The organism is Secundilactobacillus malefermentans (genome assembly GCF_008033155.1).
Lineage (GTDB): Bacteria > Bacillota > Bacilli > Lactobacillales > Lactobacillaceae > Secundilactobacillus > Secundilactobacillus malefermentans.
Window position 1 is genome coordinate 1469170 of sequence record NZ_CP042371.1, and the last position, 25600, is coordinate 1494769.

The 25600-nt window shown below is 41.9% G+C and carries 16 protein-coding genes, 6 tRNA genes and 3 rRNA genes; 23 read left to right on the forward strand and 2 right to left on the reverse strand.

Going from position 1 to position 25600, the window contains the following annotated elements:
- Nucleotides 1–88: 88 nt before the first annotated feature.
- From hslO to FGL90_RS07140, 17 genes are all read left to right on the forward strand, one after another.
- A complete protein-coding gene (gene hslO / locus FGL90_RS07060; protein ID WP_010620745.1) occupies nucleotides 89–970 on the forward strand; it encodes an Hsp33 family molecular chaperone HslO in 882 nt (293 codons plus the stop codon).
- A 23-nt stretch (nucleotides 971–993) separates the two neighbouring features.
- Nucleotides 994–2001 (forward strand): tRNA dihydrouridine synthase DusB, encoded by a 1008-nt coding sequence (gene dusB / locus FGL90_RS07065; protein ID WP_010620744.1) that lies wholly within the window; start codon nucleotides 994–996, stop codon nucleotides 1999–2001.
- 88 nt (nucleotides 2002–2089) lie between these two features.
- A complete protein-coding gene (lysS, locus tag FGL90_RS07070; RefSeq protein ID WP_081484039.1) occupies nucleotides 2090–3568 on the forward strand; it encodes a lysine--tRNA ligase in 1479 nt (492 codons plus the stop codon).
- Between the two features lie 383 nt (nucleotides 3569–3951).
- Nucleotides 3952–5517, forward strand: a 16S ribosomal RNA gene (locus FGL90_RS07075).
- 222 nt (nucleotides 5518–5739) lie between these two features.
- Nucleotides 5740–8658: ribosomal RNA gene (locus FGL90_RS07080) — 23S ribosomal RNA — on the forward strand.
- A gap of 61 nt (nucleotides 8659–8719) precedes the next feature.
- Nucleotides 8720–8836: ribosomal RNA gene (gene rrf, locus FGL90_RS07085) — 5S ribosomal RNA — on the forward strand.
- The 16S, 23S and 5S rRNA genes sit together here with 2 tRNA genes alongside, the layout of an rRNA operon.
- Nucleotides 8837–8845: 9 nt before the next feature.
- A tRNA-Asn gene (locus FGL90_RS07090) sits at nucleotides 8846–8918 on the forward strand.
- A gap of 12 nt (nucleotides 8919–8930) precedes the next feature.
- Nucleotides 8931–9003 (forward strand) — tRNA-Thr (locus tag FGL90_RS07095).
- Between the two features lie 248 nt (nucleotides 9004–9251).
- Nucleotides 9252–10733 carry a peptide MFS transporter gene (locus FGL90_RS07100; RefSeq protein ID WP_010620483.1) on the forward strand — a complete coding sequence of 494 codons (1482 nt, stop codon included), beginning with the start codon at nucleotides 9252–9254 and terminating at the stop codon, nucleotides 10731–10733.
- A gap of 66 nt (nucleotides 10734–10799) precedes the next feature.
- Nucleotides 10800–11624: a metallophosphoesterase gene (locus FGL90_RS07105; protein ID WP_010620484.1), complete on the forward strand. Its 825-nt coding sequence runs from the start codon at nucleotides 10800–10802 to the stop codon at nucleotides 11622–11624.
- A 73-nt stretch (nucleotides 11625–11697) separates the two neighbouring features.
- Nucleotides 11698–11780, forward strand: a tRNA-Tyr gene (locus FGL90_RS07110).
- Nucleotides 11781–11786: 6 nt separating this feature from the next.
- Nucleotides 11787–11858, forward strand: a tRNA-Gln gene (locus tag FGL90_RS07115).
- 78 nt (nucleotides 11859–11936) lie between these two features.
- A tRNA-Tyr gene (locus tag FGL90_RS07120) sits at nucleotides 11937–12022 on the forward strand.
- Between the two features lie 4 nt (nucleotides 12023–12026).
- Nucleotides 12027–12098: transfer RNA gene (locus FGL90_RS07125), tRNA-Gln, on the forward strand.
- 198 nt (nucleotides 12099–12296) lie between these two features.
- On the forward strand, nucleotides 12297–13088 hold the full coding sequence (proC, locus tag FGL90_RS07130) for a pyrroline-5-carboxylate reductase (RefSeq protein ID WP_147657520.1): 792 nt from the start codon (nucleotides 12297–12299) through the stop codon (nucleotides 13086–13088).
- 77 nt (nucleotides 13089–13165) lie between these two features.
- Nucleotides 13166–14302 (forward strand): N-acetylglucosamine-6-phosphate deacetylase, encoded by a 1137-nt coding sequence (gene nagA / locus FGL90_RS07135; protein ID WP_010620486.1) that lies wholly within the window; start codon nucleotides 13166–13168, stop codon nucleotides 14300–14302.
- A gap of 27 nt (nucleotides 14303–14329) precedes the next feature.
- The gene (locus FGL90_RS07140; RefSeq protein WP_010620487.1) at nucleotides 14330–15031 is read left to right on the forward strand and encodes a GntR family transcriptional regulator; all 702 of its coding nucleotides are present in this window, start codon (nucleotides 14330–14332) and stop codon (nucleotides 15029–15031) included.
- 73 nt (nucleotides 15032–15104) lie between these two features.
- Here the strand turns inward: FGL90_RS07140 and FGL90_RS07145 are convergent, their stop codons facing one another.
- On the reverse strand, nucleotides 15105–15827 hold the full coding sequence (locus FGL90_RS07145; RefSeq protein ID WP_147657522.1) for a WecB/TagA/CpsF family glycosyltransferase: 723 nt from the start codon (nucleotides 15825–15827) through the stop codon (nucleotides 15105–15107).
- Nucleotides 15828–15945: 118 nt separating this feature from the next.
- On the opposite strand from FGL90_RS07145, the gene FGL90_RS07150 reads away from it, so the two are divergent.
- The 4 genes from FGL90_RS07150 to FGL90_RS07165 are packed head-to-tail and all read left to right on the forward strand — an operon-like array spanning nucleotide 15946 to nucleotide 21417.
- Complete coding sequence (locus FGL90_RS07150) at nucleotides 15946–17412, forward strand: nicotinate phosphoribosyltransferase (protein WP_147657524.1); 1467 nt, start codon at nucleotides 15946–15948, stop codon at nucleotides 17410–17412.
- 15 nt (nucleotides 17413–17427) lie between these two features.
- Nucleotides 17428–18255 (forward strand): ammonia-dependent NAD(+) synthetase, encoded by an 828-nt coding sequence (gene nadE, locus FGL90_RS07155; protein WP_147657526.1) that lies wholly within the window; start codon nucleotides 17428–17430, stop codon nucleotides 18253–18255.
- 55 nt (nucleotides 18256–18310) lie between these two features.
- Nucleotides 18311–20965 (forward strand): cation-translocating P-type ATPase, encoded by a 2655-nt coding sequence (locus FGL90_RS07160; RefSeq protein ID WP_147657528.1) that lies wholly within the window; start codon nucleotides 18311–18313, stop codon nucleotides 20963–20965.
- Between the two features lie 17 nt (nucleotides 20966–20982).
- On the forward strand, nucleotides 20983–21417 hold the full coding sequence (locus FGL90_RS07165) for a hypothetical protein (protein ID WP_010620492.1): 435 nt from the start codon (nucleotides 20983–20985) through the stop codon (nucleotides 21415–21417).
- Nucleotides 21418–21508: 91 nt separating this feature from the next.
- On the opposite strand, the gene FGL90_RS07170 is transcribed toward FGL90_RS07165, so the two are convergent.
- Nucleotides 21509–22792 (reverse strand): ISL3 family transposase, encoded by a 1284-nt coding sequence (locus tag FGL90_RS07170; protein WP_125547835.1) that lies wholly within the window; start codon nucleotides 22790–22792, stop codon nucleotides 21509–21511.
- Between the two features lie 158 nt (nucleotides 22793–22950).
- Here FGL90_RS07170 and FGL90_RS07175 point away from each other — a divergent pair, with 158 nt between their 5' ends.
- Both FGL90_RS07175 and FGL90_RS07180 read left to right on the forward strand, forming a co-directional pair.
- A complete protein-coding gene (locus FGL90_RS07175) occupies nucleotides 22951–25137 on the forward strand; it encodes a Tex family protein (RefSeq protein WP_010620493.1) in 2187 nt (728 codons plus the stop codon).
- Entirely contained in the window at nucleotides 25127–25582 is a 456-nt protein-coding gene (locus FGL90_RS07180; RefSeq protein ID WP_147657531.1) for a SprT family protein, read from the forward strand. The genes FGL90_RS07175 and FGL90_RS07180 overlap by 11 nt, the downstream gene beginning before the upstream one ends.
- Nucleotides 25583–25600: the final 18 nt, after the last annotated feature.

A 25600-nucleotide genomic window follows, 5' to 3' on the forward strand; every position in this document is an offset into this window, starting at 1 on the left:
GCGACTTTTTATTTTGGATTGGAATAATAGCCGGTTTGTTAAGAACCTGTTATAATACAAACATTATTGATTTTTTTAGGAGGAAACAATGAGCGACTATTTACTCAAAAGTATAATCGATGACGGGCAGTTTCGTGCATATGCAGTAGATGCGACGAACCTTGTCAAAGAAGCACAGACTCGACATGACACCTGGAGTGCAGCATCTGCAGCGCTGGGTCGATCATTAATCGGAACGTTATTATTAGCATCGTCAGTACTGAAAAATGATGAAAAATTGACGGTTCGCATTAATGGTGGCGGACCAGTGGGCGGAATTGTTGTCGACGGAAATGCTAACGGAACCGTAAAGGGATATATTCAAAATGCGCACATCAGCTTACCGTTAAATAAAAACCACAAGATTGATGTTGGAAAAGCGGTCGGACGTGATGGCTTTCTCTCAGTTACAAAAGATTTTGGACTGAAAGAACCATATACTGGCCAAGTTCCTTTAGCTTCCGGGGAAATAGGTGATGATTTTACCTACTACTTGGCGCAATCTGAACAAATTCCCTCAGCAGTGGGCGTTTCTGTCTTTGTTGAAAACGATAATTCAGTCGGCGTTGCCGGAGGGTTTTTAATCCAAGTAATGCCAGGCGCAAGTGATGAAGCAATTGACAAGTTAGAAACCCGATTAAAAAAGATGCCAATTGTTTCAGAGCTTCTAATGGCGGGGCAATCGCCAGAGGACATATTGAACTTGATATTTGGAAAAGAGCATGTAAAAATACTTGATAAAATGCCGGTTGCATTTAAGTGTGATTGTACAAAAGACCGATTTGCTAAAGCGTTGAGTAGTATTAATCCCACGGAATTGACACAGCTTATTGAGGAAGATCATCAGGCAGAAACTGTTTGTCGCTTTTGTGGCAAAAAATACCTGTTTAGTGAAGAAGAATTAAAAAAGATTCAAGCGCAAAGCAAATAAACAAAATTTAGGAGAACAATCAAATGGAATGGAAAATTGGCGATGTTAAAATCCCTAATCAAATTGTTGTTGCACCAATGGCTGGTGTAACTAATTCCGCATTTCGCATGATTTGTAAGGAGTTTGGTGCAGGTCTAGTTGTTTGTGAAATGATTTCTGATCGCGGAATTATGTATCGAAATAAAAAAACACTGAGTATGATGTTTGTTGATCCCAAAGAACACCCGATGAGTATTCAAATTTTTGGTGGGACGAAGGAATCGCTGGTTGAAGCCGCAAAATTTGTCGACCAAAACACAGCTGCAGATATTATTGACATCAATATGGGCTGTCCTGTGAATAAAGTTGTTAAGACTGAAGCAGGTGCAAGGTGGCTTCTAGATCCAAACAAGGTGTATGAAATGGTTTCATATGTCACTGATGCTGTTAAGAAACCCGTTACGGTTAAAATGCGGACTGGATGGGATAGTGATCACGTTTTTGCTGTAGAAAACGCGTTGGCTGCTGAGCGTGCTGGTGCTTCTGCCCTCGCAATGCATGGTCGAACTAGAAAACAAATGTATCAAGGAAACGCTGATTGGGAGATTTTAAAGGACGTTGCAAGTCAATTAACGATCCCATTTATGGGTAATGGCGATATTACAACCCCTCAAGATGCTAAAAAAATGATCGAGTACGTTGGAGCAGATGCAGCAATGATTGGTCGAGCTGCAATGGGTAATCCATGGATGCTTCATCAAACCGAACATTATTTGGAAACTGGTGAATTAATACCTGAACCATCTCCAGAGAAAAAGGTCGCCACTGCAAAAGAACACTTGCATCGACTAGTTGGTATTAAGGGTGAGTATGGTGGTCCTCGTGAGTTTAGGGGACAAGCTGCGTACTATTTGAAGGGTATTTCTCATTCTGCAAGAGCCAAAGCGGCTTTGAATAATGCGGAAACTGAGCAAGAAATGATCGATATTTTTGATCAATTTGTAGAGAAATTAGCGTCAAGAAACGATCGTATAACGAAAATTGCAAAATAAACTTGCATTTTCTTGGCTTTTTTATCATGATTGAAAAGAATGAATAATTACTGGAGGGTTAAGCTTGGCTGAAAAGAACGAGAAGCAAATGAATGATCAATTGCGAGTTCGACGCGAAAAGATGAATGAACTACGCGAAGAAGGAATTGATCCATTTGGACATAGATTTGAAAGAACCTATCTGGCAAAAGAGTTACATGAACAGTTTGCTGATGAGGATAAGGAAGAATTGAATGAGTTAGAAAAAAAGGCAATTATCGCGGGCCGAATGGTATCTAAACGTGGTAAAGGAAAAGTTGGCTTTGCTGACATTCAAGATCGAAGTGGGAAGGTTCAAATTTACGTTAGAAAAGATATTCTTGGTGAAGAAATTTACCATATCTTTAAGCGTGCTGATATTGGTGATCACCTTGGAATTGAAGGAGATATTATCAAAACTGATATGGGCGAGTTAACAATTCGCGCTACTAAATTAACTTTCTTATCAAAGGCGCTAAGACCACTTCCTGATAAGTTCCACGGTTTACAAAATAAGGAACAGATTTATCGTCAGCGTTATTTGGATTTAATTTCTAATCCTGAGAGTTTTGAACGTTTCCAAAACCGTAGTAAGATTATTTCTGCCATCAGAGCTTATTTAGATGGTCTCGATTTTACTGAAGTAGAAACGCCGGTGTTACATACACAAGCTGGTGGTGCTAATGCGCGACCATTTATGACCCATCATAATGCGTTAGATATCGATTTATATTTGCGAATTGCCCTTGAATTATACCTTAAGCGGTTAATTGTCGGTGGAATGGAACGTGTTTACGAAATCGGACGAGTCTTTCGTAATGAAGGGATGGACAAGCGTCATAATCCAGAGTTTACGATGCTCGAGTCTTACGTTGCCTACTTTGATTTCAACGATGTGATGGACGAGACTGAAGGCATATTCAAAGCTGCTGCAAAGGCTGTCACTGATAAAGGTAGTGTTGATTATCAGGGAACAGAAGTAGATTTGAACAAAGATTTCAAGCGTGAGCACATGGTTGATGCGATTAAGGAATACACAGGTGTAGACTTCTGGAAAGAAATGTCTGTTGATGAAGCTCGAAAACTAGCTGATGAGCATGGCGTTCGCTATGAAAAGTATTGGGTTGTTGGTCACATTATTAATGCATTCTTTGAGGAATTGGTGCAAGATAAGCTGGACCAACCTACCTTTATTTATGGTCATCCAGTAGAAATTTCACCATTAGCCAAAAAGAATCCTAAAGACCCAAGATTTACTGATCGTTTTGAACTCTATATTTTAGGTAACGAGTATGCGAATGCATTTACGGAACTCAATGATCCAATTGATCAACGTGAACGATTCGAAGCTCAGGTTAAGGAGCGAGAAGCAGGTAATGATGAGGCAGAAGGTATTGATGAAGACTTTATCGAAGCTCTTGAGTATGGTATGCCACCAACTGGAGGTCTTGGAATCGGAATCGATCGTCTTGTTATGCTTTTGACCAATGCAGAAACAATCAGAGACGTTCTACTATTCCCAACAATGAAACCAGATGAAGAAAAGTAGTTAAGAGACATCCCATGATTATCAGCCTTGCTGGTAACCATGGGATGTTTTTTATTAAGAGTTACATTAAAAAACGATAAATATGCTAATTTGGTCTTGCTTTTTGTGCTATAAATTGATATATTATTATTTGTTGTCGCGAGACATTACGAGAAAATATAAAATGAATTTTTATTCATATTACACGTTGACATGAATTAATATAAGTGATATATTTAAGTAGTTGTCTTAACGGACACAATGTAGACCTTTGAAAACTGAACAAAGTTTCGACGAATCAAATGTGCAGGGCGATTCAACCCATCGAGGTTGGATCCAAAATGTAACAAACGAAGTCAATTCGTAAGTAACAAAAACAAATAATGAGCTAAAGCTTATCATTTTAAAATGAGAGTTTGATCCTGGCTCAGGATGAACGCTGGCGGCGTGCCTAATACATGCAAGTCGAACGCATCCCGTTGATTTGAAGTGCTTGCACTGATAATTAACATCGGATGAGTGGCGAACTGGTGAGTAACACGTGGGTAACTTGCCCAAAAGTAGGGGATAACATTTGGAAACAGGTGCTAATACCGTATAACAACGAAAATCGCATGATTTTCGTTTGAAAGATGGTTTCGGCTATCACTTTTGGATAGACCCGCGGTGCATTAGCTAGTTGGTAGAGTAATGGTTTACCAAGGCAATGATGCATAGCCGACCTGAGAGGGTAATCGGCCACATTGGGACTGAGACACGGCCCAAACTCCTACGGGAGGCAGCAGTAGGGAATCTTCCACAATGGACGAAAGTCTGATGGAGCAACGCCGCGTGAGTGAAGAAGGGTTTCGGCTCGTAAAACTCTGTTGTTGGAGAAGAACGAACGTGAGAGTAACTGTTCACGTTGTGACGGTATCCAACCAGAAAGCCACGGCTAACTACGTGCCAGCAGCCGCGGTAATACGTAGGTGGCAAGCGTTATCCGGATTTATTGGGCGTAAAGAGAGTGCAGGCGGTTTGTTAAGTCTGATGTGAAAGCCTTCGGCTCAACCGAAGAAGTGCATTGGAAACTGATAAACTTGAGTGCAGAAAAGGACAGTGGAACTCCATGTGTAGCGGTGAAATGCGTAGATATATGGAAGAACACCAGTGGCGAAGGCGGCTGTCTGGTCTGTAACTGACGCTGAGACTCGAAAGCATGGGTAGCGAACAGGATTAGATACCCTGGTAGTCCATGCCGTAAACGATGAATGCTAAGTGTTGGAGGGTTTCCGCCCTTCAGTGCTGCAGCTAACGCATTAAGCATTCCGCCTGGGGAGTACGACCGCAAGGTTGAAACTCAAAGGAATTGACGGGGGCCCGCACAAGCGGTGGAGCATGTGGTTTAATTCGAAGCTACGCGAAGAACCTTACCAGGTCTTGACATCTTCTGCCAACCTAAGAGATTAGGCGTTCCCTTCGGGGACAGAATGACAGGTGGTGCATGGTTGTCGTCAGCTCGTGTCGTGAGATGTTGGGTTAAGTCCCGCAACGAGCGCAACCCTTATTATCAGTTGCCAGCATTAAGTTGGGCACTCTGGTGAGACTGCCGGTGATAAACCGGAGGAAGGTGGGGATGACGTCAAATCATCATGCCCCTTATGACCTGGGCTACACACGTGCTACAATGGACGGTACAACGAGTCGCGAACTCGCGAGGGTAAGCTAATCTCTTAAAGCCGTTCTCAGTTCGGACTGTAGGCTGCAACTCGCCTACACGAAGTTGGAATCGCTAGTAATCGCGGATCAGCATGCCGCGGTGAATACGTTCCCGGGCCTTGTACACACCGCCCGTCACACCATGAGAGTTTGTAACACCCAAAGTCGGTTCGGTAACCTTCGGGAGCCAGCCGCCTAAGGTGGGACAGATGATTAGGGTGAAGTCGTAACAAGGTAGCCGTAGGAGAACCTGCGGCTGGATCACCTCCTTTCTAAGGATAATACGGAAGGTTGCACATAAGTCGAAACTTTGTTTAGTTTTGAGGGGTTTACTCTCAAATTTGATCTTTGAAAACTAGATAATATCAATTTTTTCCTTTAATTTTATTGTAATAAATTAATTAAAGCCGAGAACACCGCGTATTTTTTGAGTTTTGAAACAAGTTTATATCGCGTAACATACTCAATTAACCGTTATCACGAAGTGATAGCTAGGTTAAGTTATGAAGGGCGCATGGTGAATGCCTTGGCACTAGGAGCCGATGAAGGACGGGACTAACACCGATATGCTTCGGGGAGCTGTACGTAAGCTTTGATCCGGAGATTTCCGAATGGGGAAACCCAATCATCTTAGTCGATGATTGTTGCTTGGGGAATACATACTCAAGTAACGGCAGACGTGGGGAACTGAAACATCTAAGTACCCACAGGAATAGAAAGAAAAATCGATTCCCTAAGTAGCGGCGAGCGAACGGGGAACAGCCCAAACCAACGAGCTTGCTTGTTGGGGTTGTAGGACTGAACATTTGAGTTACCAAAGCTTTCGATAGTTGAATAGGTTGGGAAGCCTAACCGCAGATGGTGAAAGTCCAGTAAGCGAAATCGAAAGCCCTCAGTTCAGGATCCTGAGTACGGCGGAACACGTGAAATTCCGTCGGAATCCGGGAGGACCATCTCCCAAGGCTAAATACTCCCTAGTGACCGATAGTGAACCAGTACCGTGAGGGAAAGGTGAAAAGCACCCCGGAAGGGGAGTGAAATAGTTCCTGAAACCATGTGCCTACAATTAGTTAGAGCCCGTTAATGGGTGATAGCGTGCCTTTTGTAGAATGAACCGGCGAGTTACGTTTACATGCAAGGTTAAGTCGAAAAGACGGAGCCGTAGCGAAAGCGAGTCTGAAACGGGCGTTTCAGTATGTAGATGTAGACCCGAAACCAGGTGACCTACCCATGTCCAGGCTGAAGGTGCGGTAAAACGCGCTGGAGGGCCGAACCCGTGTACGTTGAAAAGTGCTGGGATGAGGTGTGGGTAGCGGTGAAATTCCAAACGAACTTGGAGATAGCTGGTTCTCTCCGAAATAGCTTTAGGGCTAGCCTTGGAGTAAAGAATCGTGGAGGTAGAGCCACTGTTTGGACTAGGGGCCCGTCATGGGTTACTGAATTCAGATAAACTCCGAATGCCATAGATTTATATCCAGGAGTCAGACGGTGAGTGATAAGATCCATCGTCGAAAGGGGAACAGCCCAGACCACCAATTAAGGTCCCTAAATGTATGCTAAGTGGAAAAGGCGGTGAAGTTGCATAGACAGCTAGGATGTTGGCTCAGAAGCAGCCACCATTTAAAGAGTGCGTAATAGCTCACTAGCCGAGTGATTTTGCGCCGAAAATGTACCGGGGCTAAGTATACTACCGAAATTGTGGATACAACCGTAAGGTTGTGTGATAGGAGAGCGTTCTAAGGGCAGAGAAGCTAGATCGTAAGGACTAGTGGAGCGCTTAGAAGTGAGAATGCCGGTATGAGTAGCGAAAGACCAGTGAGAATCTGGTCCACCGAATGACTAAGGTTTCCTGGGGAAGGCTCGTCCTCCCAGGGTTAGTCGGGACCTAAGTCGAGGCCGAGAGGCGTAGACGATGGATAACAGGTTGAGATTCCTGTACTAGTTAAACGTGTTTGAACGATGGAGGGACGCAGAAGGCTAAGGTGAGCATTCAGTTGGATAAGAATGTTCAAGCAACGAGTCTGGTTAGCAGTCAAATGCTGGTGACCGAGTAGACAAGTTGTGATGAGGACCGAATTAAGTAGGGAAGCACCTGATGTCACGCTGCCGAGAAAAGCTTCTAGTGAATGTTTAACTACCCGTACCGCAAACCGACACAGGTAGTCGAGGAGAGAATCCTAAGGTGAGCGAGTGAACTCTCGTTAAGGAACTCGGCAAAATGACCCCGTAACTTCGGGAGAAGGGGTGCTGCACGCAAGTGTAGCCGCAGTGAATAGGCCCAGGCGACTGTTTATCAAAAACACAGGTTTCTGCAAAATCGTAAGATGACGTATAGGGGCTGACGCCTGCCCGGTGCTGGAAGGTTAAGTGGATGAGTTAGCTTCGGCGAAGCCCAGAAATGAAGCCCCAGTAAACGGCGGCCGTAACTATAACGGTCCTAAGGTAGCGAAATTCCTTGTCGGGTAAGTTCCGACCCGCACGAAAGGCGTAACGATCTGGGCACTGTCTCAACGAGAGACTCGGTGAAATTAAAGTACCTGTGAAGATGCAGGTTACCCGCGACAGGACGGAAAGACCCCATGGAGCTTTACTATAGCTTGATATTGGGTGTTGGCACAGCTTGTACAGGATAGGTCGGAGCCGTAGAGGCCGGAACGCTAGTTTCGGCAGAGGCGCTGGTGGGATACGACCCTGGCTGTGTGAACACTCTAACCCGCACCACTAATCGTGGTGGGAGACAGTGTCAGGTGGGTAGTTTGACTGGGGCGGTCGCCTCCTAAAGAGTAACGGAGGCGCCCAAAGGTTCCCTCAGAATGGTTGGAAATCATTCATAGAGTGTAAAGGCAGAAGGGAGCTTGACTGCGAGACAGACAAGTCGAGCAGGGACGAAAGTCGGGCTTAGTGATCCGGTGGTACCGTATGGAAGGGCCATCGCTCAACGGATAAAAGCTACCCTGGGGATAACAGGCTTATCTCCCCCAAGAGTCCACATCGACGGGGAGGTTTGGCACCTCGATGTCGGCTCATCGCATCCTGGGGCTGTAGTCGGTCCCAAGGGTTGGGCTGTTCGCCCATTAAAGCGGTACGCGAGCTGGGTTCAGAACGTCGTGAGACAGTTCGGTCCCTATCCGTCGCGGGCGTAGGAAATTTGAGAGGATCTGTTCCTAGTACGAGAGGACCGGAATGGACATACCGCTGGTGTACCAGTTGTTCCGCCAGGAGCATCGCTGGGTAGCTATGTATGGATGAGATAAACGCTGAAAGCATCTAAGTGTGAAACTCACCTCGAGATGAGATTTCCCATTCCATTAAGGAAGTAAGACCCCTGAGAGATGATCAGGTAGATAGGCTGGGAGTGGAAGTGCAGCGATGCATGGAGCGGACCAGTACTAATCGGTCGAGGACTTAACCACAAAGTGGTGTTCTCTGAAGGAATTGATATTATCTAGTTTTGAGAGCTCAAGTTCTCAATAGTGTGGTGGCGATAGCCTAAAGGATACACCTGTTCCCATGCCGAACACAGAAGTTAAGCTTTAGCACGCCGAGAGTAGTTGGGGGATCGCCCCCTGCAAGGGTAGGACGTTGCCACGCGATTATTATTCCGACATAGCTCAGTTGGTAGAGCGCCTGACTGTTAATCAGGATGTCGACGGTTCGAGCCCGCCTGTCGGAGTTAAATTTACATGCCGGCTTAGCTCAGTTGGTAGAGCATCGGTATCGTAAACCGAGGGTCGGGGATTCGAATTCCTCAGCCGGCACTAAATGATAGATTACAACATTCGTTGTGGTCTATTTTTTTGTTACTCCTTTTTAATTTGGCTGAAGTATTCAAAATTACGGTTAAAATTGGATTATTATTGAATTATATTGCCTATAATATTAATTCGGAGTATAATTATTCTTATGTTTAATTTATAACACACAGAGAGATTGCCTAAATTATCCCTGAAATGATTCTGTTTTTACAAAGAATTAACATGGGTACAGGCGTCTGGAGGAATATTAATTGGAAAACAATGTAGAAAAGAAGGACTATGACAAATCCTTCTTTGGACAACCTCAAGGACTTTCAACCTTATTTTTCACCGAAATGTGGGAACGATTTAGTTACTATGGAATGAAAGCAATTCTTCTATACTATATGTACTTCTCAATTTCAAAGGGTGGCCTTGGAATAAACAAAACCACAGCAGCTTCGATTATGGCAATTTATGGTTCCCTAGTTTACTTGTCATCAGTGCTTGGAGGATTTCTAAGTGATCGAATTTGGGGAAGTAGAAGAACAGTTTTTTATGGTGGCATACTGATCATGTTTGGTCATATTTGTTTGGCGCTACCATTTGGTAAAACAGCTCTTTTTCTTTCAATACTATTGATTATTATAGGAACCGGACTTTTAAAGCCTAATGTTTCAGAAATGGTCGGTACACTGTATTCAAGAGGAGACCTACGTCGAGACTCTGGTTTTACGATTTTCGTTTTTGGTATTAATCTTGGTTCACTAGTAGCGCCTTTACTAGTAGGATTCATCGGACAAAACTACAATTATCACGCTGGATTTTCTTTGGCAGCAATTGGTATGTTCTTTGGGTTAGTCCAATATGTGATGGGTGGAAGAAAGTATTTGAGTAAGGATTCCCTTTATCCAAACAACCCACTTGAGCCTGGTGATGCGAAGAGAACAACCGGATACACAGTAACCGGTGCGATTGGCTTTTTGCTAATCCTGTTGTTAATGAAAGTAATGGGTGGGCTATCACTAGATAACTTTATTTCATTATTAAGTATTATTGTGCTTATTACCCCAGTTGTTTACTTTGTCATCATGCTAACAAGCAAAAAGGTCACAAAAGAGGAACGCTCACGGGTATGGTCATATATACCGCTTTTTATTGCAGCTGCCGTCTTTTGGGCAATTGAAGAACAAGGATCCGTTGTTTTGGCCTTGTTTGCGGGCGACCAAACGCAAAATAATTTCTTAGGGTTTACGATTCCTGCTTCATGGTATCAATCACTTAACCCATTATTTATTTTAATATATACACCTATTTTTGCGATTTTATGGACCAAATTGGGCAAGAAACAACCATCATCTCCTGCTAAGTTTTCGTATGGATTAGTACTAGCCGGTATTTCATATTTAATTATGGTACTACCTGTTAGTTTGTACGGACCAAAAGCGCTTGTTAGTCCACTTTGGCTAGTGGGTAGCTGGGCAGTCGTTGAAATTGCTGAATTGTTAATCTCTCCAATTGGTCTGTCGGTTACGACAAAACTGGCGCCAAGAGCCTTCCAGTCGTCAATGATGAGTATGTGGTTTTTGGCTGACTCAGCTGGTCAGGCTGTTAACTCACAAATTATTAAATTCTATACACCAGATACTGAAATTCAGTACTTTGCAATTGTCGGAATTGTCTCAATTATATTCGGAATTGTTCTGGCCTTCTTCGCTAAGCCAATTAAAAAATTGATGGCCGGCGTAAAATAGAGAAATAAAACTTAAAGATTATGTTATCCTCGAGATAACATAATCTTTTTTTAGAGGGACATTTAAATGACTTTAATAGCGTTGACTAGTGACAATCACTTAGATTTGAATAAAGTTGATATAGCTGAACTAGTAGTCAATCAAGCTCAATTTCTAACGCAAGCACATGTTGAGTTATTGCTAATTGCGGGTGACATAGCGAATGATTTTGGTTTGACGACTTCTTATATTAAAAATCTACAGGCTGCGATGCCTGAGATACCAGTCCGGTTTGTGGCGGGGAATCACGATATGTTACGGAACGTCACTTATGCTCAATTGCAAGGTGTTGTCATGCCGGAGTATTTAAACCATAAAATTTATGATGTTCCAGAAACAAATTGGCGAATTATTGGTGGAAATGGCTGGTATGACTATTCTTTTGCGGACAACTTGGATAAAAAAGTAACGGATTTTGAACATTGGAAAAGGGCCTATTGGGTAGACGGGCAAATTGAACAATCTATATCGGATCCTGAACGACTGAATATTGAATTAAACGAGATTGAGCAGTTATTTAAACAGGCAACAGAAAAATCGATTTTATTTCTAACCCATTTTATTCCAAATAAAAAATTTATTCGGTACACAGATGATAATCGCTTTTGGAATATGGCAAATGGAATGATGGGGAGTACTAAAATGGAAAAATTGATTGAAAAATACCAAGTAAAAATTGTCCATTTTGGCCACATTCATGATGCTCAAACCCCAGTGAAGGTGGGATCCGCATGGTATTTTAATCAAGCAGTTGGCGTGCATCGAGGTAAGACCATTGAATGGCACGAACCAAGTTTTTTTGACGCTTGGAAACGTAGGTTGCGGATAATAAATTTACAAGATTATAAATAGTATTAAAATAGGACTTGACGAACCGAAAAAAGATTTGATATTATAGTGTAGTTGACTTGAGATTACTACGTATGGATGGGTAGCGAAGTATGGCTAAACGCGGCGGACTGTAAATCCGCTCCCTCGGGTTCGGTGGTTCGAATCCACTCCCATCCATTTTATTGGGCTATAGCCAAGCGGTAAGGCAACAGGTTTTGATCCTGTCATGCGCTGGTTCGATCCCAGCTAGCCCAATTACAGAAAATGATAAATTTACCATTGACTGTATATTCAAAGCAACGTATAATTATAAGTGTATTTTTTATTATATATGGATGGGTAGCGAAGTCTGGCTAAACGCGGCGGACTGTAAATCCGCTCCTTCGGGTTCGGTGGTTCGAATCCACTCCCATCCACCATTATTGGACTATAGCCAAGCGGTAAGGCAACAGGTTTTGATCCTGTCATGCGCTGGTTCGATCCCAGCTAGTCCAATAAAGATGGCTCTTTGTCAAATCCTGTTAATAGATTACCACATTGGTAGTTCATCAACAGGAAAAAGTATAGAGCCATAAAGATCAGTCACGGAGTGTGACTGATCTTTTTTTGTATTATTTAGTAAACGGTTCCATTGACATTGCGAGGTTATTTAGATATTGTCAAAATAGAATTCTAAGATAGGGGCTGATTTTGATGAAACTTGGATTTATTGGTGTTGGCGGTATGGCACAGACAATTATTAAAGGATTGCTAGCAAGCAAAACAGTGACAAATAAGGATATTTTTGTTCACAGTGCTCACCAGACGTATCAGAAATTTGCTTCAATTGCGAATGTAACTGCTGTAGATTCTAACACGGCGGTTGTTAAACACAGTGACGTTATTGTGCTGTCAGTGACCCCCAACGCTGCCAAGCCTGTCCTTAAAGAGATTCGTGAGGCTTTAGAACATCAAGATAAAGTACTTGTTTCAATTGTCGCTGGACTAACAATTAACCAAATAGAAGAAATGACCAATTATAACCTACCAATTTTACGAACATTACCTAATTTGAACGTTCAGATTGGTGCAGGAATGACTGCTGTAAAGGCGAGTGAAAATTTAACAGGTCAGCAAAAGCAAAACATTGTGGGAATTTTTGAGGCAGTTGGCATGACTACTGAAATGCCCGAAGATCAATTTGATACTTTCAGTGCGCTAGCTGGATCTTCTCCGGCCTATATCTACTTTTTCATTGATGCATTGAGTCGAGCTGGCGTTAAACACGGATTAAACAAGCGCGAGGCAACCAAAATTGCAGCCCAGGCGACTTTGGGATCAGCTCAAATGATTTTAAAGTCTGATAAAGTACCATTTGAACTTGTGGATCAAGTATCTTCTCCAGGAGGTAGCACTGTTGCTGGGCTATTGGCAATGGAGGAGGCTGGTTTCATGACCGCCGTGGTTAAGGGAATCGATGCCACAATTGAGCGAAACAACGAGTGATACCAATTTAAACTTGCATATTTGGTCTATACCGATATATAATTAGGTTAATTATTAAGCTAATTAGGAGGATTCAAATGAGTACAGTCTTGAAGCATGCGGTCATTTATACTGGAGTAGAAGTTATCAAAAACGGTTATATTCGATTTGGAAAGTCAATCGAAGCAATCGGAAATATGGCTGATTATCAGGCAGAAGCCGACGATGACATTGTTATTGCCACTAACAAAATTGTTGTGCCAGGCTTTATTGACGTTCACAGCCACGGAGGCTATGGATTTGACGCGATGGACGGAGACCCTGACCAAATAGACCAGATGGTGAATAAAATGGTTCTGGAGGGTATTACGAGCCTTTTTCCAACAACAATGACGCAATCTAATGAAAAATTAGATCATGCGATGCGTGGAATTGCCTTAGCTGCTGAAAAAAACCCGGTTATTCAAGGAATTCATTTGGAAGGTCCGTTTATTGCGGCAATCTTTAAAGGAGCGCAACCAGAAAAGTATATTAAAGATCCCGATGTTGCGTTATTAGACAATTGGAACAAATTGTCTGGTAATCGCGTCAAGCTGATAACCTATGCACCTGAAGATACTGGCGCACGGGCATTTGAAAATTACTGCTTGACGCATCATATTGTGCCTTCCGTTGGTCACTCTAATGCAACGCGGGAACAGCTACTCCATAGCAAGGCGACTCATGTCACTCATTTATATAACGCACAACGAGAGTTTAAGCACCGTGAGCCAGGTGTGACTGGCCACGCGATGTTAGAGGATAACATGTACGCAGAACTAATTTGCGATGGATTCCATATTGTCCCAGATATGATTAAATTAGCATTTGACCAAAAGGGTGCAGACAAAATCGAATTGGTTACTGACTCGATGCGTGCTAAGGGAATGCCTGAGGGCGAAAGTGAACTTGGCGGGCAGAAAGTAATTGTTAAAGATAAGCAAGCAAGACTAGAAAGTGGTAATCTGGCAGGCTCAGTCCTTCAATTTCAGGATGCCTTCAGAAATATGATTCGTTTTACTGGGTGCAGCGTGTCAGATGCTGTTAAAATGAGTTCAGTTAACCAAGCGAAGGAATTCAATCTTGAGAATAAGGGAACTTTGGAAGTTGGCAAGGATGCCGATATCAATGTTTTTGATTCCCAGTTGAATCTGGAAGAAACCTTTAGTTATGGGCGACAATTTAATAACAAATAAGAAGTTTGATAGAAGAGAGTGTGGAAAATGAGTTCGCCAATTTATATTCAAATTCATAATGATATTCGAAAAGCCATTGAAGCTGGGAAATGGGCAATTGGTGATCGAATCCCATCGGAAAGGGAGCTCGCGATTACGTTTGGTGTCAGTCGAATGACACTACGACAAGCGGTTCAAACCTTAGTTGATGAAGGAATCCTTGAACGTCATGTGGGTTCTGGAACTTATGTTGCCAATCAAAAAGTGCAAGAAAAGATGTCAGGAGTTACCGGTTTTACTGACTTAATGGTTGCACAAGGGAAGGTACCAACCAGCAAGACGATTACGTATCATCTGATGTCTCCCTCTTTGAGTGAGATGGAGAAGTTACAGTTGAATGATGGGGATGAAGTCCTCAGAATGGAACGGATTCGATACGGTGATGATATTCCGATATGTTTTGAAGTTGCGACTGTTCCGGCTGCTCTTGTTAATGGCTTGTCTAAGAGTGAAGTAACGGAATCTCTTTATCGTGCACTTGAAGATAAAGAGCATCTCGTGATAGGGAAAGCCCAGCAGACAGTTTCAGCAATGTCTGCAGCAGAACGAATTGCAGAATATTTGGATATCAAACGTGGTGAAGCAATTTTGCGACTGAGACAGGTGTCTTATTTGCAAGATGGGCGACCATTTGAATACGTGAGAACACAATATGTTGGCGAACGATTTGAGTTCTACTTAGAAAAATAATTAAAAAAATGGAACCTAATTCTCGAAATGAGGATTGGGTTCCATTTTTTAGGTATCTTAATTATTAAAAGCGTTATTTTGATTTTTTAACTTTAAGCAGGTATTTTGGTAAGCTCAATAAACGTTTGGCCCGTTTGGGATCGGTTAATCCCCGGTAAAGCCACTCCAAATGGTGATCTTGCCAGAACTTGGGTGCTCGGATTACGTGGCCAGACAAGACATCGAAACTACCACCTATGCCAATCCAAAGGCCATTGTTGACGTGGCGATACTTAGCAATGAGATTCTCTTGTTTTGGAAATCCAAGTGCAACAAAAACAAGATCTGGTTGCGACTCTTTAATGTCATTGATAATTGGGGCCTCATTATCGAAGTATCCGTCATGAATGCCAGCAATAACTAAGTTAGGGTATGTTTTTGTCAGGACTTTTTTTAAATCTAAAATAACTTCTGGTTTTGCTCCGAGAAAGTAGGCGGACTTATGTTGATCATTGCCCCATTTTAATAGCGATAAAAATGTGTCATATCCAGTGATTCGTTCTTGCAGTGGCTGGTTTAACATCTGGGCCCCTTTAATAATGCCGATACCATCGGGCGTAACGTAATCAGCGTCCTTAATAGTGGCTGCATAGTCAGGGTGACCATCCGCATACATCACAATTTCAGGATTTGCGGTCACGACAAACGTATTTTTTCTTTCGTCAATATCCTGTGTAAGTTGATGAATAAACTTGTCGTTTGTCGTATTTATAAATGAAACCCCTAAAACATTGACGACTGGAAAATGTGATTTCAAATCAGAAACATCCTTTCGCGAACAAAATTCGAGTTTGAGAAACTGACGGTCTCCCTAAATAATGATAAAATGTATCTTATAATAATTAAACAGTAATTAACTAAGGGAGAAGCTAACGATGGCAGAACAATATCTGGATGATAGCATAACATTACACACTGATGCTTATGAGTTAAGTATGATTCAAACCTATTTTAAAGAGGGTATTCAGGACAAGCAAGCGGTATTTGAAGTGTTTTTCCGAAAAATGCCGTTCGAAAATGGTTATGCAGTTTTTGCTGGATTGGAACACATTGTCCAGTATATTGAAAATTTAAAGTTTTCGAAGAGTGATATTGATTATTTAGCCAGTACCGGAAACTACCCAGCCGACTTTATTCAATATTTGAAAAATTTCAAATTTAAGGGAACAATCCGTTCAGCCGTTGAAGGAGAATTAGTTTTTGAGAATGAACCAATTCTTCAGGTTGAAGGGCCACTTGCAGACTGTCAGCTAATCGAAACGGTCTTGCTTAATATTATCAACTATCAAACCCTAATTGCAACCAAAGCTGCAAGAATTCGCTCAGTAGCTGGTGACGATGCGCTTATGGAATTTGGTAGCCGACGAGCCCAAGAACTTGATGCCGCAATTTGGGGGACTAGAGCTGCGTATATTGGCGGTTTTGATGCAACGTCAAATATGCGAGCAGGAAAAATTTTTGGTATCCCCGTTAGTGGAACCCACGCGCATTCATTGGTTCAAACCTATCACAACGATTATGACGCGTTTAAAGCTTACGCCGAAACTCACAGAGACTGTGTTTTCCTTGTTGATACGTATGACACAATCAAGAGTGGCGTACCTAGTGCCATAAAGGTCGCCAAAGAAATGGGTGACAAGATTAATTTTCAAGGAGTTCGGATCGATTCTGGCGATATGGCGTACCTCTCCAAACGAGTTCGAGAGCAATTGGATGAAGCTGGATTTAAAGACGCCAAAATTTATGCGTCAAACGACCTAGACGAAAAGACAATCATGTCCTTGAAAATGCAGCATGCAAAAATTGATGTATGGGGCGTTGGTACAAAATTGATCACTGCCTTTGATCAACCAGCTTTAGGTGCTGTTTATAAACTTGTTGCTGTGGCTAACAAGGACGGTCAGCTCGAGGACACGATTAAGCTTTCAAATAATGCTGAAAAGGTGTCAACACCTGGTAGAAAGCAAGTTTGGCGGATTACCAAAAATAAGGATGGTAAATCTGAGGGAGATTATTTAACGCTTTCTGATGAGGATCCAAGAACTGAGGACTCTCTTTACATGTTCCATCCCCAATACATTTATATCAACAAAACCGTGACGGACTTCAAAGCACGGCCAATTCTGCAGACAATTTACGATCAGGGAAAGTTAGTTTATGACTTACCAAAATTGACGGAAGTTCGCCAGTTTTGTCGGCAGAATCTTGATGCACTTTGGCCGGAATACAAGCGAGATTTAAATCCTGAAGATTATCCAGTAGATTTATCACAAGATTGTTGGGATAATAAAGCACGAATTATCAAGGAAGTTCATGATTATGTTCGTAATTTAAAATTTTAGTAAGGAGTGACATATTTGAGAAAGCAGCAAGCTGAAATTATCAGTGCGTTACACGTTTTGCCTGAAATTGATCCTCAAAAAGAGATTCGCCGAAGTGTCGATTTCTTAAAGGCCTATTTAACAAAGAATTCATTTCTTAAATCACTCGTTCTTGGAATTTCAGGTGGGCAAGATTCAACCCTAGCTGGTATCCTATCTCAAACGGCGATTACTGAAATTCGAAATGAGACCGGAGATAGCGATTACCAATTTTACGCCGTCAGGTTACCATATGGGAAGCAGGCAGATGAAGCAGATGCAGTGGCTGCCATTAAGGTTATGAAACCTGATCAAGTTCTCAGAATTGATATTCAGGCGATGACTGACGCGACCGAAGCAGCAGTTGCTGAAAATCAAATGCCGATTAGTGATTTTAATAAGGGAAATGTAAAAGCACGACAGCGAATGGTTGCGCAATATGCAATTGCAGGCGAGGTCCACGGTGCCGTCGTAGGAACCGATCACGCTGCTGAATCCGTCACTGGTTTCTACACTAAATTTGGCGATGGTGCTGCTGACGTAACGCCCCTTTGGCGACTGGATAAGCGTCAAGGCAAGCTGATGCTTAAAGAGCTCGGCGTTCCCGCTAAACTATATGAAAAAGTACCAACTGCTGATTTGGAGGATAATCGTCCTGCATTACCAGATGAAGTGGCATTGGGAGTTACCTATCAAGAAATAGACGATTACTTGGAAGGAAAGGAAATTAAAGAAAAGGCTGCACAAACAATTGAAAATTGGTATGCTAAGACTCAACATAAACGACACCTTCCAATTACCGTTTATGATGAATTTTGGAAATAATGTTCTTGCGTGCATCAGACCGTACTCACGAAATAAAACTTAGGAGGATCTCTAAATGAACAAATCCCAACCGTGGTATCAGCAAACTGTCGATCAAACACTTACCGAGTTAAAAGCCCAAGTGGGTGGACTGACCGAAAAAGAGGTTGAGCAACGACGAGTGGAATCTGGTTTTAATGAACTTGCTGCGAAAAAGCAAACAACGCTCTTTCAAAAATTCATTGAACAATTTAAAGATTTAATGATTATTGTTTTAATTGTGGCGGCGATTATCGCTGGTATTTCAGGAGAACACGTGGATGCCATGATTATTTTGGCGGTTGTTATTTTGAATGCCATCTTTGGTGTTTTTCAAGAATCAAAGGCCGAAGAAGCCATCAATGCCTTAATGGAGATGTCTGCACCCATTGCCCACGTTGAACGTGATGGCAAAGTGACGACTGTTAAAAGTCGGGAACTGGTTCCTGGAGATCTTGTTTATCTAGAAGCCGGCGATATTGTTCCAGCAGATATGAGACTCATTTCTGCGGTTTCAATGCGAGTCGAGGAAGCTGCATTGACTGGTGAATCAGTCCCAGTTAGTAAGCAAACGGATGCTATTATGGACGACAACTTGTCATTAGGTGACCGTAAAAACATGGCATTTATGAATGCCAACATCACTGCCGGAAAAGGGAGTGGTGTGGTAGTTGGAACTGGAATGAAAACTGAAGTTGGTAAAATCGCCGGTATGATTGATGCTGCAAAAGAAATGCAAACACCACTTCAGCAAAATCTGACGCAACTTGGTAAATGGCTGACAGGATTAATTCTGATTATTGCAGCAGTGATCTTCGGAATTGGGTTACTTAGAGGCGAAGAAACAGTGATCGATATGCTGTTGACGGCAATTTCATTAGCTGTCGCTGCTATTCCAGAAGGATTACCAGCTATCGTAACGGTTACTTTGGCTCTCGGTACTCAGAGAATGGCCAAGCGCCACGCATTAATTAGAAAATTGCCAGCTGTTGAAACGCTTGGAAGCACAGATATTATTGCTTCTGATAAAACTGGTACCTTGACTCAAAATAAAATGACAGTTGAAAAAAGTTATTTAAATGGTCAATTAACAGATGTTAAAGATACAAAAATTGCTAAAAATAGTTGGCTTGCTAAAGTCATGGTCCTCAGTAATGATACGAAATTTACTGATGAGGGTCTTGCAGGTGATCCGACTGAAACTGCCTTAGTCCAGTACTTCTTGAACCAGGACGAGACGGTTGATGATATCGTTCAGGAGAATAAGAGAATTGCAGAGTTGCCTTTTGATTCGGAACGAAAGTTAATGTCAACCTTTAATCAAACGACGGATGGCAAAATTGTACAGATGGCAAAAGGGGCACCTGACCAACTCTTAAAACGAGTGACTCAAATTGACGACAATGGAATCGTCAGAGAAATTACTGACGCAGACAAAGCGGCAATTTTATCAGCTAATCACGAATTTGCGACTCAAGCACTTCGCGTCTTGTCCTTTGCCTATCGACCAGTAGATGCTGTTCCAAATCCTTTGAATTCAGAAAATGCGGAAAAAGAATTAATTTTTGTCGGACTCGTAGGAATGATTGATCCGGAGCGTCCAGAAGTTGCCGGTGCAGTGGAAGAGGCGAAATCAGCCGGTATCAGACCAATTATGATTACGGGTGATCATCGGGACACTGCCTCTGCAATTGCCCAGCGACTTGGAATAATAAATGAGACTGAAGACCATGCAGTTATTACGGGTGCTGAGTTGGATGAATTATCTGATGCAGACTTTAAAAAACAGGTCTCAAACTATTCAGTTTATGCGCGAGTTTCTCCTGAACATAAAGTTCGGATTGTGAACGCTTGGCAATCTAAAGGAAAAGTCGTTGCAATGACTGGTGATGGTGTTAATGATGCACCTTCCCTAAAAGCGGCAGATATTGGAATTGGAATGGGAATCACGGGTACTGAAGTTTCTAAGGGTGCCAGCGACATGGTTCTTGCCGATGATAATTTTTCAACGATTGTGATTGCAGTTGAAGAGGGCCGAAAAGTCTTCTCAAATATTCAAAAGGCGCTTCAGTACCTATTATCAGCTAACTTGGGAGAGGTACTAACCCTTTTCGTGATGACGTTAATGGGATGGCAAATTTTGGCGCCAGTCCAAATATTATGGATTAACTTAGTAACAGATACTTTCCCAGCAATTGCCTTGGGAGTTGAACCAGCCGAACCAGATATCATGAAGCGAAAACCGCGTGGAAGAAAATCGAATTTCTTCTCCGGTGGTGTTTTTGGAAATATCCTCTATCAGGGAATTTTAGAAGGCCTGATTACTTTAGGCGTTTACTGGTTTGCCATTAGTTTCCCAGTCCATGCTAACGAGTCACTGGCTCATGGAGATGCGCTTACAATGGCCTTTGCCACACTTGGATTAATCCAACTTTTCCATGCATTTAACTCCAAAACGGTTCGTCAATCCATTTTCAAGGTTGGCCTATTCCGGAATAAAGCGTTCAACTGGGCAATCCTATTGGCGTTCATACTACTCGGAGTGACGATTCTAGTTCCAGGTTTCAATAATCTATTCCATGTGACAAGCTTGACCATGATTCAATGGGTAACGGTGCTAATTGCCGGAGTTTCAATCATAGTCATTGTGGAAATTGTAAAATTAGTTCAACGACTTTTTGAAAAGTCTTAAAAGAGGAGCGCGACAATATGAAACCAACAGCAATGAGTGCTTATTTTCCGGTTTTATCAGATGTTTTAACGAAAACGGATGAAATGGGCGAAAAGATGAGTACAGATTTCACTGAACTACGAAAAGCGATTGATGATGGAAAGTTAAGCGAGGTTGCGGCTGATCGTCTAACAGCTATCAAAGCAAATTTTCAAGTAGGAACTGATACTTACGCTGAAAACGTTAATCGTTTGGAGCAAGCTAGTGTACCAGTGAGAATCCTTGGAAAGCATAAACAGTTAGTAGCTGCCTATAGAAACTACGCAACTGCTTGTCAGCAAATGGTAGATGCGATCGACGTTGAAAATGCTAATGTTGATGAAAAAGCATTCAATGAATCTGAAAAGACACAAGAAAATATGATGGATAAAGTGAGCCTGTATGCACAGCGAATCATGGCGTCTACAATGTAAAAATAGATGGTCGACTCATTCATAATGGGTTGACTGTTTTTTATGGCTCTCTGTCAAATCCTGTTGATAGATAGTTTTACAGAACTAGAAGCTAAGCGGCTTCTAGTTCTGTTTTTGTATTTGGTTTTGTTCTCATTTGTTGAAGTTTGATCCGCGAGATTAAATGATGGAAATTTCTAAATCCAAACGCAGTCCGCTGAATCTGCTTAATCATCCGATTAATACCTTCAATTGGGCCGTTAGAATACTTAGATTCACTGGCATTCAAGACAATTTCCAGATTACTTTTAAACGTTTTTAGTGTTTCCTTCATTTGAAAACTTAGGTTTTCATTTTTGTAGAGATAGTGGACAATGCCATCTTTGTCATGATTTTTAAGACAGGACATGATACCTTGCAGCGCATCGTATGTGCTCGAAATAGTGTCATCAGTGTCAAGCCCCATTTGTACTCGCCCTTGTTGAGTTAACTGCTGTCGTAAATGACGATCATAGAAAGTTTGGCTGACTTCTAGTTCATCAATGTGCTTCAAATATAGTTTCCATGAGAACTTAAGCAGTCGATATTCGATAGATTTCTTGTCATATTTTTTCATTGTCTGAACTCTAGTCTGGTTGAATGCCCGCGTCATCATGGCGATAATGTGGAATCGATCAACGACAATTTCTGCGTTTGGAAACATTTCCTTAACGATATCTTTATAGTAACTATTGAGATCCAGAGTTACGGTTTGAACCCGTTTTCGGGTATTGATATGGAATTTATTAAAGTACTCAATAATGCTTTTTTTATAGCGATCCGGCAAGATTTGTTGAATTTCATGGTTGCTGGCACCGTTAATACAGATAAAGTGTAATTGACCACCAACACCGCGAACTTCATCCATCGCTAAATGCTCTGGTAAGTAATCATAATTCCGGCGGAATAAATCATCGTAATTATCTAAATAGCGACAAATTGTACTTGGTGATACACAATTATCTAAGGCGATGCTGGCCTGAGTCCGGTCGTCCTGCAAATGCATGAATATTTTCTGTCGTGTGGCTTGCGAAATGTTGCAATATTTATCAACTAGACTAGTGGATGCCATTATTGAAGCACCACAGTCTTTACAAACTAATCGTTCCTTATGCAGCTCAAGGTACACTGGCTCACTGGCATTGGCTGACGGGTACGAAGTACGCGCAATGTAGTGACCATTATGGTTCAGATGATTGAAACCACATTGGGGACATCTCACACAGTTAACTTTAACGTTGGCGATGTAAATCTTAGATTGTTTGTTTTTAATAGATTGGCTTTTATAAGCAAAAAAGTTAACGTTCTCGTCAGTTATGCTTAGGACGAACTTTATGGTATTATCAATAGGGTTCATGGGTTCTTATCTCCTTTAATGATGCTGTAGTGGGTGGATTTTATTGGATGGGGACCTGTGGGCTTTTAATTTACAAAAAAATCCTGTTAATAGATTACCACTCTGGCAATCCATCAACAGGAAAAAGTATAGAACCTTTTTTATGAGGAGAAGAATTCATGGATGAGCAGTTAGTAAACAAAGTACAGCAGTTGTTATCAAAATATCGCCCGCAACAAGTTAAAAGTACGTTAACGATGCTGGATGAGGGGAATACAGTGCCCTTTATTGCAAGGTATCGGAAGGAAAAGACGGGGAGTTTGGATGAAGTTCAAATTCGTGAAATTCAATCAACCTTCAACCAGGTTGAAAAGCTGGAGAAGCGCAAGCAGGAAGTTAAAAATCAAATTACGGCACAAGAAAAACTAACACCTGCTCTAGCAAAGCAAATTGAGGCTGCTGAGACACTGCAGCTAGTTGAGGATATTTACCTACCCTACAAGCAAAAACGCCGGACAAAGGCGCAAAAGGCCAAAGAAGCAGGCTTAACCCCACTAGCTGAATGGGTTCTTAGATTCCAACAAGCCAGTGTTGAGGTTGAAGCCCAAAAATACGTGAATCCAGACATGAAAATTGAAACGGTCGATGATGCGCTTGCAGGACTTCATGAAATCCTAACTGAAGCAATCGGAGAACGTCCACAGTTTAAGGAATGGATCCGGAACTACACGAATAGCAAGGCTGAGCTAGTGACCAAGGTAAAATCTAAAGGTGCTGAAAAAGATGAAAATGGTGTCTACGAGACCTACTATGATTTTCAGTCCAAATTGAACAAGTTGAGCAGCTATCAAGTATTAGCAATTAATCGGGGTGAAGAGTCTGGCGTCCTGTCAGTATCTGTAAAAGTTGAAACCGATGCAATTGACCATTACCTACATTTTCAATTAATTGGAAACAAAAAGGGACCAGCGGTAGATGTCGTTAACGACGCACTTCAAGATGCTTATAAACGATTCATTGGTCCCACAATTGAACGAGAAATTCGGCGTGAACTTACGGAGATGGCGTCAGAACATGCAATTGATGTATTCGGAAATAATCTTTATCATTTACTGATGCAGTCGCCAATGAAAAATCGAGTTGTCTTAGGATTTGATCCGGCTTATCGAACTGGATGTAAATTGGCAATACTCGATCCCAATGGTAAATTTCTAGCTAAAAAAGTAATTTACCCTCACAAACCGGCTTCCATCGCAAAGCGGCAGGCAGCGGCTGGGGAATTTACTGACCTATTGGAGAAGTATAAAGTCGAAATTATTGCGATTGGCAACGGAACTGCAAGTCGTGAATCGGAGCAATTTGTTTCGGATATCATTAAAAAACTTGATCACAAGGTATCGTACGTTATTGTGAATGAAGCAGGTGCATCAGTTTATTCTGCTAGTAAAGTTGCCAGAAATGAGTTTCCCAAATTTAACGTTGAAGAACGTTCTGCTGTCAGCATTGGCCGCCGACTTCAAGATCCACTTTCCGAGTTGATAAAAATCGATCCCAAGGCGGTTGGAGTGGGCCAATATCAACATGATGTTGCGCAGGGACAGCTGGATGATAAATTGGATCAAGTAGTCGAAACCGCTGTAAACCAGGTTGGTGTCAATGTGAATACGGCTAGTCTAGAGTTACTTACGCACATTTCAGGATTAACCAAAACGACAGCTAAAAATATTGTGACGTATCGGAACGAGAACGGGACGTTTACCAGTCGACTACAATTAAAAAAAGTTCCTAGATTAGGACCAAAAGCTTATGAGCAATCTGTTGGGTTTTTGAGAATTATTGATGGTGATAATCCGCTGGATAATACCGACATTCATCCAGAAAGCTATCCAATTGCTAAGAAAATTATTTATAAACTTAAAATAGATTTGTCAAAATTAAATGGTCAGAACTTGGTAAACGCTGATCACGTACAGGTGACAGAACTGGGTACTGAATTAAATGCGGGTGAAGAAACGATTTCCGATATTATAGAAAGTTTGAATCGTCCTGGACGAGATTTACGAGATGATATGCCAGCACCAATTTTGAGAACCGATGTCTTGACAATGGCTGATTTGAAACCGGGGATGCAGTTACAAGGTGCAGTCCGGAACGTGATCGATTTTGGCGCATTTGTTGATATTGGGGTTAAACAGGATGGACTCGTTCATATTTCTCATTTGACCAAAAAGTTTATTTCAAAGCCGAGTGATGTCGTCTCAGTAGGTGATATTGTAACCGTGTGGGTTTTGGATGTGGACAGCAAACGCAATCGGATTCAGTTAACCATGGTGGATCCTTCAAAGGAAGCCCAGAATGTCAAATGAGGAATTACAGCAATTAGTTCAGAAAATTTCAATTGATTATTTTAAAAAGCCATTTCAACATACGGCGAATTTTAATAACCGACTAAAAACCACGGGTGGACGCTATCACTTAAATGATCATCATATTGATATTAATCCTAGGATATTGTCAGAGTTTGGGATGGAATGCCTTATTGGCACAATCAAACATGAGCTTTGTCACTATCATTTGCACTTAGCTGGACAAACTGGTGGTCATGGGACGAGAGCCTTTAAACAACTATTGTCAGAGGTTCACGGGCTACGATACTCGCCAATTAGACCAACTGGACAACGAGCGGTGAGATACCTCTATCAGTGTGTGAATTGTGGCCAAAATTATCCACGTAAGCGGCGAATTGATTTAACTCGTTTTGTTTGTAGTCGCTGTCATCATAAGCTACGGTTGGTCAAACAGAGTGCTTGATTTTGAGTCAGTTTAAAA